At 72.3% G+C, this 15,875-nt stretch carries 16 protein-coding genes; 14 read left to right on the top strand and 2 right to left on the bottom strand.

Annotated features, from left to right (window positions below; translation table 11 throughout):
• The first annotated feature begins 31 nt into the window (after positions 1-31).
• The gene (locus tag ACGFZK_RS34480; protein WP_393852769.1) at positions 32-1,924 is read left to right on the top strand and encodes an AMP-dependent synthetase/ligase; all 1,893 of its coding nucleotides are present in this window, start codon (positions 32-34) and stop codon (positions 1,922-1,924) included.
• A 161-nt stretch (positions 1,925-2,085) separates the two neighbouring features.
• Complete coding sequence (hemW, locus tag ACGFZK_RS34475) at positions 2,086-3,318, top strand: radical SAM family heme chaperone HemW (RefSeq protein WP_393852768.1); 1,233 nt, start codon at positions 2,086-2,088, stop codon at positions 3,316-3,318.
• Positions 3,319-3,457: 139 nt separating this feature from the next.
• On the opposite strand, the gene ACGFZK_RS34470 is transcribed toward hemW, so the two are convergent.
• A complete protein-coding gene (locus ACGFZK_RS34470; protein WP_393852767.1) occupies positions 3,458-4,255 on the bottom strand; it encodes a DUF3097 domain-containing protein in 798 nt (265 codons plus the stop codon).
• A gap of 28 nt (positions 4,256-4,283) precedes the next feature.
• On the bottom strand, positions 4,284-5,009 hold the full coding sequence (locus ACGFZK_RS34465; protein WP_393852766.1) for an MBL fold metallo-hydrolase: 726 nt from the start codon (positions 5,007-5,009) through the stop codon (positions 4,284-4,286).
• Between the two features lie 148 nt (positions 5,010-5,157).
• Between ACGFZK_RS34465 and hrcA the strand changes: the two genes are divergently transcribed.
• The 12 genes from hrcA to ACGFZK_RS34405 all read left to right on the top strand — a co-directional run bounded on the left by hrcA (position 5,158) and on the right by ACGFZK_RS34405 (position 15,729).
• Complete coding sequence (gene hrcA / locus ACGFZK_RS34460) at positions 5,158-6,174, top strand: heat-inducible transcriptional repressor HrcA (protein ID WP_393852765.1); 1,017 nt, start codon at positions 5,158-5,160, stop codon at positions 6,172-6,174.
• Positions 6,175-7,314, top strand: a complete 1,140-nt coding sequence (gene dnaJ / locus ACGFZK_RS34455; protein WP_030010180.1) for a molecular chaperone DnaJ — start codon at positions 6,175-6,177, stop codon at positions 7,312-7,314.
• Between the two features lie 157 nt (positions 7,315-7,471).
• A complete protein-coding gene (locus ACGFZK_RS34450) occupies positions 7,472-8,563 on the top strand; it encodes a nitronate monooxygenase (protein WP_393852764.1) in 1,092 nt (363 codons plus the stop codon).
• Positions 8,560-9,306, top strand: a complete 747-nt coding sequence (locus tag ACGFZK_RS34445; RefSeq protein ID WP_393852763.1) for a 16S rRNA (uracil(1498)-N(3))-methyltransferase — start codon at positions 8,560-8,562, stop codon at positions 9,304-9,306. The genes ACGFZK_RS34450 and ACGFZK_RS34445 overlap by 4 nt, the downstream gene beginning before the upstream one ends.
• A 109-nt stretch (positions 9,307-9,415) precedes the next feature.
• Positions 9,416-9,775 carry a histidine triad nucleotide-binding protein gene (locus ACGFZK_RS34440; RefSeq protein ID WP_393852762.1) on the top strand — a complete coding sequence of 120 codons (360 nt, stop codon included), beginning with the start codon at positions 9,416-9,418 and terminating at the stop codon, positions 9,773-9,775.
• Between the two features lie 3 nt (positions 9,776-9,778).
• Entirely contained in the window at positions 9,779-10,684 is a 906-nt protein-coding gene (locus ACGFZK_RS34435; protein ID WP_393852761.1) for a ribonuclease Z, read from the top strand.
• Between the two features lie 219 nt (positions 10,685-10,903).
• Entirely contained in the window at positions 10,904-11,977 is a 1,074-nt protein-coding gene (locus ACGFZK_RS34430; protein WP_393852803.1) for a carbohydrate kinase family protein, read from the top strand.
• Between the two features lie 132 nt (positions 11,978-12,109).
• Positions 12,110-13,153, top strand: a complete 1,044-nt coding sequence (locus ACGFZK_RS34425) for a PhoH family protein (RefSeq protein ID WP_266441586.1) — start codon at positions 12,110-12,112, stop codon at positions 13,151-13,153.
• Between the two features lie 13 nt (positions 13,154-13,166).
• Positions 13,167-13,664, top strand: coding sequence for an rRNA maturation RNase YbeY (gene ybeY, locus ACGFZK_RS34420; protein ID WP_393852760.1), 498 nt, complete (start codon positions 13,167-13,169; stop codon positions 13,662-13,664).
• A complete protein-coding gene (locus ACGFZK_RS34415; RefSeq protein WP_393852759.1) occupies positions 13,661-14,965 on the top strand; it encodes a hemolysin family protein in 1,305 nt (434 codons plus the stop codon). The genes ybeY and ACGFZK_RS34415 overlap by 4 nt, the downstream gene beginning before the upstream one ends.
• Positions 14,962-15,324, top strand: a complete 363-nt coding sequence (locus tag ACGFZK_RS34410; RefSeq protein WP_393852758.1) for an MmcQ/YjbR family DNA-binding protein — start codon at positions 14,962-14,964, stop codon at positions 15,322-15,324. Before ACGFZK_RS34415 ends, ACGFZK_RS34410 begins: the two co-directional genes overlap by 4 nt.
• A gap of 48 nt (positions 15,325-15,372) precedes the next feature.
• Positions 15,373-15,729, top strand: coding sequence for a cytidine deaminase (locus ACGFZK_RS34405; protein ID WP_393852757.1), 357 nt, complete (start codon positions 15,373-15,375; stop codon positions 15,727-15,729).
• Positions 15,730-15,875: the final 146 nt, after the last annotated feature.

Below are 15,875 nucleotides of genomic sequence, written 5' to 3'. Positions count from 1 at the left end.
CACTACCGCGTGGATCGGTCCGGAGGATGTCGTGAGCGACACACAGACCTATCTCGAGAACCGCCCGCCCACCGTGGCGGTGCTCTTCCTTGAGCGCGTCGCAGCGACGCCGAACGACGAGGCCTACCGGTACCCGGTGCCCGCGGCCGGCGGTCAGGGCGGCGCCGACGACTGGAAATCACTCAGCTGGGCCCAGGCGGCCGAGCGGGTATTCGCCATCGCGGCCGGGCTGATCGCCCTCGGCCTGAACACCGAGGAGCGCGTCGCACTCGCCTCCAACACCCGGGTCGAGTGGATCCTCTCCGACCTCGGCGTGATGTGCGCCGGTGGCGCGGTCACCACGATCTACCCCAGCACCAACGCGGACGAGTCGGCGTTCATCCTCTCCGACTCCGAGAGCCGGGTGCTCATCGCCGAGGACGCGAAGCAGCTGGCGAAGGCGCGCGAGCACCGCGCCGACCTGCCGAAGCTCGCCCACGTCGTGGTCCTGGACACCGCCGACGCGGTCGCCGCCGAAGGAGACCCCGAGGGCTGGGTGCTCTCCCTGGCCGAGCTGGAGGTGCGCGGCAGGGAGTACCTCGCCAAGCACCCCGAGGCGGTCAAGGAGCGGATCGCGGCCATCACGCCGGAGCAGCTCGCCACCCTCATCTACACCTCCGGCACGACCGGCCGCCCCAAGGGCGTCCGCCTCCCGCACGACAACTGGTCGTACATGGCCAAGGCCATGGTCGCCACCGGGCTGATCGGCAAGGAGGACGTCCAGTACCTGTGGCTGCCGCTGGCCCACGTCTTCGGCAAGGTGCTGACCTCCGGGCAGATCGAGGCCGGGCACGTGACCGCCGTCGACGGCCGGATCGACAAGATCATCGACAATCTGGCGATCGTGCAGCCGACGTACATGGCCGCCGTCCCGCGCATCTTCGAGAAGGTCTACAACGGCGTGGCCGCCAAGGCCCGGGCCGCCGGCGGAGCCAAGTACAAGATCTTCCAGTGGTCGGTCGGCGTCGCCCGCGAGTACGCCAAGGTCACGCAGGACAACTTCCGGCGCACCGGCCAGGCGACCGCCCCGTTCGGCCTGACCACCAAGCACAAGATCGCCGACGCGCTCGTCTACTCCAAGCTCCGCGAGGCCTTCGGCGGAAAGCTGCGCGCCGCCGTCTCCGGCGCCTCCGCCCTGGCTCCCGAGATCGGCTTCTTCTTCTCCGGCGCCGGCGTCCACATCCTGGAGGGCTACGGCCTGACCGAGTCCAGCGCCGCCTCCTTCGTCAACCCGGGCGAGGCCTACCGCACCGGCACGGTCGGCAAGCCGCTCCCCGGCACCGAGGTCCGCATCGCCGACGACGGCGAGGTGCTGCTGCGCGGCCCCGGCATCATGCAGGGCTACCACGGGCAGCCGGACAAGACCGCCGAGGTCCTGGAGTCCGACGGCTGGCTGCACACCGGCGACATCGGCGAGCTGTCCGCCGACGGCTACCTGCGCATCACCGACCGCAAGAAGGACCTGATCAAGACCTCGGGCGGCAAGTACGTCGCCCCGGCGGAGATCGAGGGCCAGTTCAAGGCGATCTGCCCGTACGTGTCGACGATCGTCGTGCACGGCGCCGACCGGAACTTCTGCTCGGCGCTGATCGCGCTCGACGAGCCGTCGATCCTGGTCTGGGCGGCCGAGAACGGGCTGGAGGGCAAGACGTACCAGCAGGTCCTGGCGGCGCCGGAGACCAGCCGCCTGATCGAGACGTACGTACAGACCCTCAACGAGGGCCTGCAGCGCTGGCAGACGGTCAAGAAGTTCCGGCTGCTGCCGCGCGACCTCGACGTCGAGCACGGGGACCTCACGCCCAGCCTGAAGCTGAAGCGGCCGGTGGTCGAGCGTGAGTTCAAGCACCTGATCGAGGAGATGTACGAGGGGTCCCGCGAGGCGTAGCGCCTGCCGCGGGCTCGGCGGGGCGGGGCGGTGGACCGCCCCGCGGACCCCGCCCTTTCCGGGCGGCCCCGGGTGTCGGCCGCGAGCCGCTCCCGGGGCTGCGCCCCGCACCCCGCGCCTCAAACGCCGGCGGGGCTTTTTTCGTGCGGGATGATGGGGGTATGCCTTCCGCACTCCCCGACGGTGAACCCATGCCCGAAGACGGCGCGCTGCCGTCGCATGCCCTGGCGGGCGCGGGGGAGCGGCCGCTCGGTTTCTACCTGCACGTCCCGTACTGCGCCACGCGCTGCGGGTACTGCGACTTCAACACCTACACGGCCACCGAGCTGCGGGGCACCGGCGGTGTGCTCGCCTCCCGGGAGAACTACGCCGACACCCTGATCGACGAGGTCAGGCTGGCGCGCAAGGTCCTCGGGGACGACCCGCGGCAGGTCCGGACCGTCTTCGTCGGCGGCGGCACGCCCACCCTGCTGCCCGCCGCCGACCTCGTACGCATGCTCGCGGCGATCCGGGACGAGTTCGGCCTCGCCGAGGACGCCGAGATCACCACGGAGGCCAACCCGGAGTCGGTGGACCCGCGGTACCTGGCCGAGCTGCGCGCCGGGGGCTTCAACCGGGTCTCCTTCGGCATGCAGAGCGCCAAGCAGCACGTCCTGAAGGTGCTGGACCGCACCCACACGCCGGGGCGCCCCGAGGCGTGCGTCGCGGAGGCGCGGGCGGCGGGCTTCGAGCACGTCAACCTCGACCTGATCTACGGGACCCCGGGCGAGTCGGACGAGGACTGGCGCGCGACGCTGGCGGCGGCGCTGGGAGCCGGGCCGGACCACATCAGCGCCTACGCGCTGATCGTGGAGGAGGGCACGCAGCTGGCGCGGCGGATCCGCCGGGGCGAGGTCCCGATGACGGACGACGACGTGCACGCCGACCGGTACCTGATCGCGGACGCGGTCATGGCCGAGGCCGGCTACTCCTGGTACGAGGTCTCCAACTGGGCCACCTCGGAGGCCGGGCGCTGCCTGCACAACGAGCTGTACTGGCGCGGGGCCGACTGGTGGGGGGCGGGACCGGGCGCGCACTCGCACGTGGGCGGGGTGCGGTGGTGGAACGTGAAGCATCCGGGCGCGTATGCCGCTGCGCTGGCGGAGGGGCGGTCGCCGGGGGCGGGACGGGAGCTCCTGGCGGAGGAGGACCGGCGGGTGGAGCGGATCCTGCTGGAGCTTCGGCTGGTGGACGGCGTGCCGCTGTCGCTGCTCGCTGCGGCCGGGCTGGAGGCGTCGCGGCGGGCGCTGGCGGACGGGTTGCTGGACCCGGGGCCGTACGAGGCGGGGCGGGCCGTGCTGACCCTGCGGGGGCGGTTGCTGGCCGACGCGGTGGTGCGGGACCTGGTGGACTAGCCCTGCGGCGCCGTTGCCGGGGGCGCTGCCCCCGGACCCCCGCGCCTCAAACGCCGGCGGGGCTGAGAGAGCGCCTCAGGCGCCGGCGGGGCTGAGAGAGCGCCTCAGGCGCCGGCGGGGCTGCCTGGGTGGGTGCTGGTCATGTCGTCACGTGGTCGATGAGGTGTTCCACCGCGCCCAGGAGGGTGGGTTCCAGGTCGCGGTAGGAGGTCACGCGGGACAGGATGTGCTGCCAGGCGGCGCCGGTGTTCTCAGGCCAGCCCAGGGCCCGGCAGATGCCCGTCTTCCAGTCCTGGCCGGGCGGGACCACCGGCCAGGCGGGGATGCCCAGCGCGGACGGTTTCACCGCCTGCCAGACGTCCACGTACGGGTGGCCCACGATCAGGACGTCCGGCGAGGTCACGGACGCCGCGATGCGGGATTCCTTCGAGCCCGGCACCAGGTGGTCCACCAGGACCCCCAGGCGGGCGTCCGGGGCCGGGGCGAAGTCCGCCACGACGGCCGGGAGGTCGTCGATGCCCTCCAGGTACTCGACCACGACGCCCTCGATCCGCAGGTCGTCACCCCAGACCCGCTCCACCAGCTCCGCGTCGTGCCGGCCCTCGACGTAGATCCGGCCCGCCCGCGCCACCCGCGCCCGCGCCCCGGGGACGGCCAGCGAGCCCGAGGCCGTCAGGAGCGGCCCGGAGGGCCTGCGTGCGGGCCGGACCAGGGTGACCACCTCGCCGTCCAGCAGGAACCCCCGCGGCTCCATCGGGAACACCCGCCGCTTGCCGAAGCGGTCCTCCAGGGTCACCGTGCCCGCCTCGCAGGCCACCACCGCGCCGCAGAAGTCCGTACCGGCCACCTCGACCACGAGGTCGGGGTCCGCCGCCACCTCCGGCACGGCCTTGGGTCGCTTCCACTGCGGGGTCAGGTCGGGGGAGTACTCGCGCATCCGGCCGACAGTAGGAGAGCCGCGCGCGTCACGCCCCCGACACGCCGAAACGGGCCGCCAGTGTGGCGCGTTGCGCACGGACGAACTCCGCCCCGACCACCTCTCCGTGACCCGGCACGTACAGCGCGTCGTCCCCGCCCAGCGACAGCAGCCGGTCCAGGGCTGCGGGCCACTGCCCGGGGGTGGCGTCCGGGCCCGCCAAGGGCTCGCCCGACTCCTCGACCAGGTCCCCGCAGAAGACCACCTCGCGCTCGCCCGGCACGAAGACGGCCAGGTCGTGCCCGGTGTGCCCGGGCCCCACATTGGCCAGCAGCACCTGTACGCCGCCCAGTTCCAGCGTCCACTCGCCCGACACCTCGTGCCGGGGCAGCACCAGCAGGTCCACCGCCTCCGCCGCTTCCGCCTCCGCGAGCCCGTGCCGGACCGCGTCCCCGCGCAGGTCCTCGCGTTCCGCCGACAGCAGCGAGGCCAGCCCGACCGCACCGAACACCTCGGCCCCGGCGAAGGCGGCCCCGCCCAGCACGTGATCGAAATGACCGTGTGTGAATGCGATATGGGTCACGCGCCGGCCCGTCAGCCGCTCCGCCTCGGCCCGTACCTGCGCGCCCTCGCGCAGACACGACCCGGGGTCGATCAGGAGGACCGAATCCTCGCCCACCACCAGCCCCACGGTGCAGTCCCACACCGGCAGCCGCCGCCGGCCGGCCCGTCCGGTCAGCCGTTCCCAGCCGCACTCTTCCCAGCGCACGTCCATACGGCGACGCTACCCTGGCGGGCCTCCCTTGCCAGGGGCTTACCGCCCGGCCGTACACTGAGCGGGGGTTCTCTGGCACTCGAACGATCAGAGTGCCAACGAACACGTCAGAACACGGCAACGGACCACAGCTGGAGGTGTGCGCGCGATGCTCAGCGAACGCAGACTCGAAGTGCTGCGCGCCATCGTCCAGGACTACGTCGGGACGGAGGAGCCGGTCGGCTCCAAGGCGCTCACCGAGCGGCACCGGCTCGGCGTCTCGCCCGCCACCGTGCGCAACGACATGGCCGTGCTGGAGGACGAGGGCTACATCGCCCAGCCCCACACCAGCGCCGGCCGGATCCCCACCGACAAGGGCTACCGGCTCTTCGTCGACAAGCTGGCGGGGGTCAAACCGCTGTCGTCGCCCGAGCGCCGGGCCATCCAGAACTTCCTCGACGGCGCCGTCGACCTCGACGACGTGGTCGGCCGTACGGTGCGGCTGCTCGCGCAGCTCACCCGGCAGGTCGCCGTCGTCCAGTACCCGAGCCTGACCCGGTCGACCGTCCGGCACGTGGAGCTGCTCTCGCTCGCTCCCGCGCGCCTGATGCTCGTACTGATCACGGACACCGGACGCGTCGAGCAGCGGCTCATCGACTGCCCGGGCCCCTTCGGGGAGACCTCGCTCGCGGACCTGCGGGCCCGGCTCAACAGCCGGGTCGTCGGGCGGCGCTTCACCGATGTGCCCCCGCTGGTGCAGGACCTCCCGGAATCCTTCGAGGCGGAGGACCGCGGCACGGTCTCCACCGTGCTCGCGACCCTCCTCGAGACGCTGGTCGAGGAGGCCGAGGAGCGGCTGATGATCGGCGGTACCGCCAATCTCACGCGCTTCGGACATGATTTTCCCCTGACGATCAGGCCGGTGCTCGAGGCGCTGGAGGAGCAGGTCGTGCTCCTCAAGCTGCTGGGCGAGGCCAACGAGTCGGGAATGGCCGTACGGATCGGGCATGAGAACGCCTACGAGGGACTGAACTCCACGTCGGTCGTCTCGGTCGGTTACGGTTCGGGCGGCGAAGCAGTCGCCAAACTCGGCGTGGTCGGACCGACCCGCATGGACTACCCCGGAACGATGGGAGCGGTACGCGCAGTGGCACGTTACGTCGGACAGATCCTGGCGGAGTCGTAAGTGGCCACGGACTACTACGCCGTTCTCGGCGTGCGCCGCGACGCATCGCAGGACGAGATCAAGAAGGCATTCCGGCGGCTTGCGCGCGAGCTGCACCCGGATGTGAACCCCGATCCCAAGACGCAAGAGCGTTTCAAGGAGATCAACGCCGCCTACGAGGTCCTCTCGGACCCGCAGAAGAAGCAGGTCTACGACCTCGGCGGCGACCCGCTGTCCTCCTCGGGCGGCGGCGGCGGAGCGGGCGGATTCGGGGCGGGTGGCTTCGGCAACTTCTCCGACATCATGGACGCCTTCTTCGGCCAGGCCTCGCAGCGCGGCCCGCGCTCGCGGACCAGGCGCGGCCAGGACGCCATGATCCGCCTGGACCTGGAGCTGGACGAGGCGGCCTTCGGGACGACCAAGGACATCCAGGTCGACACGGCCGTGGTCTGCAACACCTGCTCCGGCGAGGGCGCTGCTCCCGGTACCTCGGCGCAGACATGTGACATGTGCCGCGGCCGCGGTGAGGTCTCGCAGGTCACCCGGTCCTTCCTGGGCCAGGTCATGACCTCGCGCCCCTGCCCGCAGTGTCAGGGATTCGGCACCGTGGTCCCGACCCCGTGCCACGAGTGCGCGGGCGACGGCCGGGTCCGCTCCCGTCGCAGCCTCACGGTCAAGATCCCGGCCGGTGTCGAGAACGGCACCCGGATCCAGCTCGCGGGCGAGGGCGAGGTCGGCCCCGGCGGCGGCCCCGCCGGTGACCTGTACGTGGAGATCCACGAGCTGGCGCACCCGACCTTCCAGCGGCGCGGGGACGATCTGCACTGCACGGTGACCATCCCGATGACGGCGGCCGCGCTGGGCACCAAGTGCCCGCTGGAGACGCTGGACGGGCTGGAAGAGATCGACATCCGGCCCGGCACCGGGTCCGGCCAGGCGATCCCGCTGCACGGGCGCGGCGTCACCCACCTGCGCGGTGGCGGACGCGGCGACCTGATCGTCCACGTCGAGGTCACCACCCCGGGCAAGCTGGACGCCCAGCAGGAGGACCTGCTCCGCCAGCTGGCCAAACTGCGCGGCGAGGAGCGGCCGATGGGCCAGTTCGCGCCGGGTCAGCAGGGCCTGTTCAGCCGTCTGAAGGACGCGTTCAACGGTCGCTGACCGACGGGAAACCACCGCCACGAGCCCGGCCTGGGGATTCCCCGGCCGGGCTCGTCGCACGGTCCGCGCGGGGGGCCGAAAGCCGGTCGGGAAGCGGACTATGCCAGGCGAATGCCATGATTCGGCCGCCCGCTCGGGACGTGGCACGATGCAGTCCATGTCCAGCGCACCGAACGGTCTCTCCCCGTACCCGATCGTGCAGGCTCCCATGGCGGGCGGCGCCTCCTGTCCTGCGCTCGCCGCTGCCGTGTGCGAGGCGGGCGGACTGGGGTTCCTGGCCGGCGGCTACAAGACCGCCGACGGGATGTACCAGGAGATCAATCAGGTGCGCGCGCTCACCCGGCGCCGCTTCGGCGTCAACCTCTTCATGCCGCAGACCGGTTACGTCGATCCGGCCGCCGTGGAGGCGTACCGCGGGCAGCTCGCCGGGGAGGCGAGCTGGTACGAGATCTCGCTCGCCGAGGAGGACATCATCGGCACCAGCGACGACGGCTACGACGCCAAGCTCGCCATCCTCCTCGAAGACCCGGTCCCGGTGGTCTCGTTCACCTTCGGCTGTCCGGCCTCGGCGGCCCTCGCCGCCCTGCGCAAGGCCGGTACGTACACCGTCGTCACGGTGACCTCGGTCGACGAGGCCCGCACCGCCCAGCACCGAGGAGCCGACGCGGTCTGCGTCCAGGGCGCCGAGGCCGGCGGCCACCAGGGCACCCACCGGGACGACCCGCAGATCGACGGCACGGCGGCCGTGGGGCTGCTCGCCCTGGTGGGCCAGGTACGGGAGGCCGTGGCGCTCCCGATCATCGCGGCGGGCGGTCTCATGCGGGGCTCGCAGATCGCGGCCCTGCTGGCGGCCGGCGCGGAGGCGGCGCAGCTCGGTACGGCCTTCCTGGCCTGCCCGGAGTCCGGGGCTGACCCGGTGCACAAGAAGGCGCTGACGGACCCGCTGTTCGTCCGCACCGAGCTGACCCGGGCCTTCTCCGGGCGGCCGGCGCGGGTGCTGGTGAACCGCTTCATGCGCGAGCACGGGCCGTACGCCCCGGCCGCGTACCCGCAGGTCCACCACCTGACGTCGGGGCTGCGCAAGGCCGCCGCCGCGGCCGGGGACCCGCAGGGCATGGCGCTGTGGGCGGGCCAGGGGCACCGGCTGGCGCGACCGCTGCCGGCGGGGGAGCTGGTGGAGGTGCTGGCGGCCGAACTGGCCCAGGCGCAGAGCACGTTGAAGGCAATGCAGATGAGGAGTGCGTCATGACCGCCCCGGTGTTCGTGGTGGAAGAGGTCCCCACGGGGCCGGAGTTCGTCCTGGACGGCCCGGAGGGCCGGCACGCGGTGTCAGTGAAGCGGCTGAACGCGGGTGAGGACGTGGTCCTCACGGACGGGCGCGGTCACTGGGCCGAGGGCGTGGTCAAGGCCGCCGAGGGCAAGGACCGGCTGGTCGTCATGGACCTGCACACCATCGCGGAGGAGCCGGAGCCGGAGGTCCGCATCACGGTGGTCCAGGCCCTCCCCAAGGGGGACCGGGGCGAGCTGGCCGTCGAGACGATGACCGAGACCGGGGTGGACGCGATCGTGCCCTGGCAGGCCTCGCGCTGCATCACGCAGTGGCGCGGCGACCGCGGGGCCAAGTCCCTGGCCAAGTGGCGGGCCACGGCCCGGGAGGCGGGCAAGCAGTCGCGCCGGGTCCGCTTCCCGGAGGTGGCCGAGGCCATGTCGACCAAGCAGGTGGCGGCGCTGCTGGCCGGCGCCGACCTGGCGATGGTCCTGCACGAGGACCGTGACACCCCCTCCGGGGCCCTGGCCACGGCCGAGCTGCCCGCCGCGGGCTCCGTGGTCCTGGTGGTCGGCCCGGAAGGGGGCGTCTCCCCGGAGGAGCTGGCGGTCTTCGCCGCGGCGGGGGCCCACCCCTACCGCCTGGGCCGCAGTGTCCTGCGGACCTCCACGGCCGGGACGGCGGCGATCGCGGTCCTGCTGGCCCGCACGGGCCGCTGGTCCTGACGGACCGCGCCCCGGGGCGCGGCCGGGCGGGGTTCGCCGGCTCGCGGCCCGCGGCGGCGTCCGGCTGGATACGATGCCCGGACCGATCACCGTCACGGGAGGCTGAGCAATGGCCGGGGAACCGCAGGCAGACTGCCTGTTCTGCAAGATCGTCGCGGGGCAGATCCCCGCGACCGTGGTCCGGGAGACCGAGACCACGGTCGCCTTCCGGGACATCAACCCGCAGGCGCCCACGCACGTGCTCGTCATCCCCAAGGTGCACTACGCCGACGGGGCCTCGCTCGCCGCGGCCGAGCCGGCCGTTGCCGCCGACATACTGCGCGAGGCGGGCCAGGTCGCCCTCGACGAGAAGATCGTCGACCACGGCTACCGGGTCGTGTTCAACACCGGCTCCGGCGCCGGTCAGACCGTCTTCCACGCCCACGCGCACGTCCTCGGCGGCCGCGGCCTCCAGTGGCCCCCCGGCTAGCACGTGTCCGTACGAGAGTTCGTGGTGCTGGGCACCGCCAGTCAGGTGCCCACCCGCCACCGCAACCACAACGGCTACCTGCTGCGCTGGGACGGCGAGGGCATCCTCTTCGACCCGGGCGAGGGCACCCAGCGCCAGATGCTGCGCGCCGGGGTGGCCGCGCACGACATCAACCGGATCTGCATCACCCACTTCCACGGTGACCACAGCCTCGGCCTCGCCGGGGTGATCCAGCGGATCAACCTCGACCAGGTCCCGCACCCCGTCACCGCGCACTACCCGGCCTCGGGGCAGAAGTTCTTCGACCGGCTGCGGTACGCCACGGCCTACCGGGAGACCGTCCCGCTCCGCGAGGAACCGGTCGCCGCGGACGGCACGCTCGCACAGGGGTCCTCGTACGTCCTGGAGGCCCGGCTGCTCTCGCACCCCGTGGAGTCCTTCGGCTACCGGATCACGGAGCCCGACGGGCGCCGCATGGTGCCCGAGCTGCTGGCGCGGCACGGGATCAAGGGGCCGGACGTGGGCCGGATCCAGCGCGAGGGCCGGCTCGGCGCGGTCACCCTCGACGAGGTCAGCGAGCCCCGGCCCGGGCAGCGGTTCGCGTTCGTCATGGACACCCGGCTCTGCCCCGGGGTGGACGCGCTCGCCGAGGGCTGCGACATGCTGGTGATCGAGTCGACCTTCCTCGACGAGGACGAACGGCTGGCCACCGACCACGGGCACCTCACCGCCGGCCAGGCGGCGCGGGTGGCGCGGGACGCGGGCGTGCGGCACCTGGTGCTGACGCACTTCTCGCAGCGCTACACCGACCCGGCCGAGTTCGAGCGCCAGGCCCGCGCGGCCGGCTTCGAGGGCGAGCTCACGGTGGCCGCGGACCTGGTGCGGGTGCCGCTGCCCAAGCGGGGCTGACAGCGGGTCCGGGCCCGGCCGCACCGCCCGGTGTGGCCGGGCCCCGCGTGCGTCGAGTGGTCCGAGTGACGTGGCACATTCCGAGGGAGACCTGCGCCACACTGGGTTTGGTCCCGCCCCGGGGTGGGCAGGGCTGGCAGCTTTCCCCTGGAAGACGTCATGCAGAAACGGGCCTTCGAGGACAACGAGGAGATCGCCGTGACCGATCGGGACTTCGAGATGCGCGCAGCGGCCGTGGACCCGCTCGGCCCGCTGCGCGACCCCCAGGAACCGGGCTGCGACGTCTTCCTGACCGGAACGGTCTTCCTCGACATCATCTTCACCGGACTCGACTCGGCCCCGGTGCGCGGTACGGAGTCCTGGGCACGCGGCATGGGTTCCAGCCCCGGCGGCGTCGCCAACATGGCCACGGCCCTGGCCCGGCTCGGCCTGCGCACCGCGCTGGCCGCCGCCTTCGGGGACGACCACTACGGCGAGTACTGCTGGGACGCCCTGGAGCAGGGCGAGGGCATCGACCTCTCCATGTCACGGACCGTCCCCGGCTGGCACAGCCCCGTCACCGTCTCGATGGCCTACGAGGGCGAGCGCACGATGGTCTCGCACGGCCACGAGGCCCCTCCGCCGGCGGGCCCCGGGCCCTTCCCGCAGTGCCCGCCGCGGGCCCGTGCGGCCGTGGCCTCGCTGGGGCCCGGCCGCGGCGAGGAGTGGATCGCCGAGGCCGCCCGGCGCGGCTCGCGGATCTTCGCGGACGTGGGATGGGACGAGAGCGGCCGGTGGGACCTGGGGGCCCTGGCCGACCTGGAGCACTGCGAGGCCTTCCTGCCGAACGCGGGCGAGGCGATGCGCTACACCCGGACCGACTGTCCGAGAGCCGCGGCCCGGGCCCTGGCCGAGAAGGTGCCGATCGCGGTGGTGACCATGGGTGCGGAGGGCTCGTACGCGGTGGACGGGCGGACCGGGGAGACGGCGCACGTTCCCGGGATCACGGTGGACGAGCTGGACCCGACGGGCGCGGGCGACGTCTACGTGGCGGGCTTCGTGACCGGCACCCTGGCGGGCTGGCCGCTCGCGGACCGGCTCGCCTTCGCCGGGCTGACGGCGGCCCTGTCGGTCCAGGAGTTCGGCGGCTCCCTGTCGGCCCCGGGCTGGCCGGAGGTGGCCCACTGGTGGCTGGCCGCCCCGCAGGAGCTGCGCGACCGGTACGGCTTCCTGGACGACCTGGTGCCGCCCGGCGGGGCCCCGGCGGCCCGGCGCAGGGCCGTACCGACGATCGGCTTCCGGCACGCCCCGTAGACCGCTCGCCCCGTGGCCGCGCGGTAAAACCTCTCGGGGAAGCCGCGGCGGAGACGTACGCTTGGTAATCCGGAGGTCGTCGATCGGCGCGGCCCCTCAGCGGGAGGTATGTGCAGGCCACAGTGCCGGCCCATGACTCAGACACCCACAGCCCACATCCCTGCGCCGGGGCAGGCGCGAGCCCACTTCACCGTTCCGGCCACGCACCCGATGGTGACCGTGCTCGGCTCGGGTGACGCCCTGTTGCGCGTGATCGAGAAGGCCTTCCCGAAGGCCGACATCCATGTTCGGGGCAATCAGGTCAGCGCGATCGGCGAAGCGGCGGAAGTCGCCCTGATCCAGCGACTTTTCGACGAGATGATGCTGGTGCTCCGCACCGGGCAGCCGATGACGGAGGACGCAGTGGAACGCTCGATCGCCATGCTCAAGGCGAGCGGCAACGGCAATGGCGACGGGCCTGCCGAGACGCCCGCGGAGGTGCTCACCCAGAACATCCTCTCCAGCCGCGGCCGCACCATCAGACCCAAGACCCTCAACCAGAAGCGCTACGTCGACGCGATCGACAAGAACACGATCGTCTTCGGCATCGGCCCCGCCGGTACCGGCAAGACCTACCTCGCCATGGCCAAGGCCGTCCAGGCGCTCCAGTCCAAGCAGGTCAGCCGGATCATCCTGACCCGGCCCGCGGTCGAGGCGGGGGAGCGGCTCGGCTTCCTGCCGGGCACCCTCTTCGACAAGATCGACCCGTACCTGCGGCCGCTCTACGACGCGCTCCACGACATGATCGACCCCGACTCGATCCCGCGGCTGATGGCGGCGGGCACGATCGAGGTCGCGCCGCTGGCGTACATGCGCGGACGCACGCTGAACGAGGCGTTCGTCGTCCTCGACGAGGCGCAGAACACGACCACCGAGCAGATGAAGATGTTCCTGACCCGGCTCGGCTTCGACTCGAAGATCGTGATCACCGGTGACGTCACCCAGATCGACCTGCCGGGTGGCGCCAGGAGCGGTCTGCGCCAGGTGCAGGACATCCTGGAGGGGGTCCCGGACATCCACTTCTCGCGGCTCACGTCCGAGGATGTCGTCCGGCACAAGCTGGTCGGCCGTATCGTCGACGCGTACGAGAAGTACGACGACGGCCAGCAGGCCGCGAACGGCCACCAGCGGAAGTAGAACCCAGCGCACCATGTCGATCGACGTCAACAACGAGTCCGGAACCGAGGTCGACGAGCAGGCGATCCTCGACATCGCCCGCTACGCGCTCACCCGGATGCGGATCCACCCGCTCTCCGAGCTCTCCGTCATCGTCATCGACGAGGACGCCATGGAGCAGCTCCACATCCAGTGGATGGACCTGCCCGGTCCGACCGACGTCATGTCCTTCCCGATGGACGAGCTCCGTCCGCCGACCAAGGACGACGAGGAGCCCCCGCAGGGGCTCCTCGGCGACATCGTGCTCTGCCCCGAAGTGGCCAAGAGGCAGGGCGAGGACGCCCCGACACAGCACTCCATGGACGAGGAGCTCCAGCTCCTGACCGTCCACGGGGTGCTGCACCTGCTCGGCTACGACCACGAGGAGCCGGACGAGAAGGCCGAGATGTTCGGACTCCAGGCGGCCATCGTCGACGGCTGGCGCGGCGAGCGCGGCATCACGGGCCCGTCCCCGGCCCCCACCGTCTCGTGAACGCGCCGCAACTGATCACCGGGGCCGTCCTGCTGGTGGTGGTGGCCTGGTTCGCGGCGTGCGCCGAGTCCGCCATCGCCCGTATCTCCGGCTTCCGCGCCGAGCAGGCCGTACGGGAGGGCCGGCGCGGGAGCGAGAAGCTCGCCCAGGTCGCCGGCGACCCCACCCGCTACCTCAACGTGGCCCTGCTGGTCCGGGTCACCTGCGAGATGGCGGCCGGGGTGCTCGTCACCTTCGTCTGCCTCGACGAGTTCGGCGAGAACTGGACCGCGCTGCTCGTGGCCATCGCCGTCATGGTGCTCGTCTCCTTCGTCGCCGTGGGCGTGTCCCCGCGTACGATCGGCCGCCAGCACCCCCTCAACACGGCGACGGCGGCCGCGTACGTCCTCGTACCGCTGGCCAGGATCATGGGGCCGATCCCGCAGCTGCTGATCCTCATCGGCAACGCGCTCACGCCCGGGAAGGGCTTCCGCAAGGGGCCGTTCGCCTCCGAGGCGGAGCTGCGCGCGATGGTGGACCTCGCGGAGCGGGAATCGCTGATCGAGGACGACGAGCGCCGCATGGTGCACCAGGTCTTCGAGCTCGGCGACACGCTGGTGCGCGAGGTGATGGTGCCGCGCACCGACCTGGTCTGCATCGAGCGGTACAAGACGGTCCGTCAGGCGACCACGCTGGCGCTGCGGTCCGGCTTCTCCCGCATCCCGGTGACCGGGGAGAACGAGGACGACATAGTCGGGATCGTCTACCTGAAGGACCTGGTCCGCAAGACGCACATCAGCCGGGAGGCGGAGGCCGACCTGGTCTCGACGGCGATGCGGCCGGCGGTCTTCGTGCCGGACACCAAGAACGCGGGCGATCTGCTGCGCGAGATGCAGCAGGTCCGCAACCACGTGGCCGTCGTCATCGACGAGTACGGCGGCACGGCCGGCATCGTCACCATCGAGGACATCCTCGAGGAGATCGTCGGCGAGATCACCGACGAGTACGACCGGGAGCTCCCGCCGGTCGAGGACCTGGGCGAGGACCGCTACCGGGTCACCGCGCGGCTGGACATCACCGACCTCGGTGAGCTGTTCAAGGTCGAGGCCTTCGACGACGAGGACGTGGAGACGGTCGGCGGGCTGCTGGCGAAGGCGCTGGGCCGGGTGCCGATCGCGGGCGCCTCGTCGGTGGTGGAACTGCCGGACGGGCGTCCGCTGCGGCTGACGGCCGAGTCCCCGGCGGGGCGGCGGAACAAGATCGTGACCGTGCTGGTGGAGCCGGTGGCCGCGGTGGAGACCGCGGGGGAGGAGGGGGAGTGACCCCGGAGCAGCTGCGCGCGTTCTGCCTGGGCTTCAACGCGGCGGTGGAGGAGTTCCCCTTCACGCCGGAGACCTCGGTGTTCAAGGTGCTGGGCAAGGTGTTCGCGCTGTCGGCGCTGGACGGCGAGCCGCTCAAGGTCAACCTCAAGTGCGACCCGGAGCTGGCGGTGCGGCTGCGTGAGGAGCACGAGGCGATCGTGCCGGGCTATCACATGAACAAGCGGCACTGGAACACGGTGACCGTGGGCGGGCCGGGCGGCCTGCCGGACCGGCTGGTGCGGGAGCTGGTGGAGGACTCGTACGACCTGGTGGTCGCGGGCCTGCCGAAGGCGGAGCGGCTGCGGCTCGACCGGCCGTGACGGGGGCGGTCGTGCGGGGGCGCAGGGCGGCTCCCTATGCTTTCGCCCATGACCGACAGCACCGGGATCGACCCCGAGGACAGCAAGATCATCACGCTGGCGCGCAGCGCCCGGGCCCGTAACGCGGTGCCGGAGGGGGCGGCGGTGCGGGACGAGACGGGCCGCACGTACGTGGCCGGGACGGTGGAGCTCGAGTCCCTCAAGCTGAGCGCGCTGCAGACCGCGGTCGCGATGGCCGTGGCGAGCGGGGCGAAGTCCCTGGAGGCGGCCGCGGTGGTCAGCGCGGCCGAGGCCCCGGCCGACGCCGACCGCGCGGCGGTCCGCGACCTCGGCGGCCCGGACACCCCGGTCCTCCTGGCGGCCCCGGACGGCAGCCTGAAGTCCACCACCCCGGCCGGCGCCTAGCCTCCCGACCCGTGTTCAGCCGCGCCGGCATTTGAGGCGCGGGTCCGGGCGGAGCCCGGTGCCCGGCGGAGCCGGGTTTCCCGGGGCGCCGCCCCAGACCCCGCGCCTCAAACGCCGGCGGGGCTGAATCCGGAGCCGGCGGGGCT

The organism is Streptomyces sp. NPDC048257, assembly GCF_043201855.1.
Taxonomy (GTDB): domain Bacteria; phylum Actinomycetota; class Actinomycetes; order Streptomycetales; family Streptomycetaceae; genus Streptomyces.
The sequence above is the reverse complement of the archived record's forward strand: the minus strand, read 5'-3'. Positions and strand labels throughout refer to the sequence as shown.

Bases quoted from the DNA above. Each gene is read 5' to 3' on its own strand.
- hrcA (WP_393852765.1), top strand. From the start codon at position 5,158: ATGCTCAGCGAACGCAGACTCGAAGTGCTGCGCGCCATCGTCCAGGAC.
- ACGFZK_RS34445 (WP_393852763.1), top strand. From the start codon at position 8,560: ATGACCGCCCCGGTGTTCGTGGTGGAAGAGGTCCCCACGGGGCCGGAG.
- ACGFZK_RS34430 (WP_393852803.1), top strand. From the start codon at position 10,904: ATGCGCGCAGCGGCCGTGGACCCGCTCGGCCCGCTGCGCGACCCCCAG.
- ACGFZK_RS34470 (WP_393852767.1), bottom strand. From the start codon at position 4,255: ATGCGCGAGTACTCCCCCGACCTGACCCCGCAGTGGAAGCGACCCAAG.
- ACGFZK_RS34440 (WP_393852762.1), top strand. From the start codon at position 9,416: ATGGCCGGGGAACCGCAGGCAGACTGCCTGTTCTGCAAGATCGTCGCG.
- ACGFZK_RS34465 (WP_393852766.1), bottom strand. From the start codon at position 5,009: ATGGACGTGCGCTGGGAAGAGTGCGGCTGGGAACGGCTGACCGGACGG.
- hemW (WP_393852768.1), top strand. From the start codon at position 2,086: ATGCCTTCCGCACTCCCCGACGGTGAACCCATGCCCGAAGACGGCGCG.
- ACGFZK_RS34450 (WP_393852764.1), top strand. From the start codon at position 7,472: ATGTCCAGCGCACCGAACGGTCTCTCCCCGTACCCGATCGTGCAGGCT.
- ybeY (WP_393852760.1), top strand. From the start codon at position 13,167: ATGTCGATCGACGTCAACAACGAGTCCGGAACCGAGGTCGACGAGCAG.
- ACGFZK_RS34425 (WP_266441586.1), top strand. From the start codon at position 12,110: ATGACTCAGACACCCACAGCCCACATCCCTGCGCCGGGGCAGGCGCGA.
- ACGFZK_RS34405 (WP_393852757.1), top strand. From the start codon at position 15,373: ATGACCGACAGCACCGGGATCGACCCCGAGGACAGCAAGATCATCACG.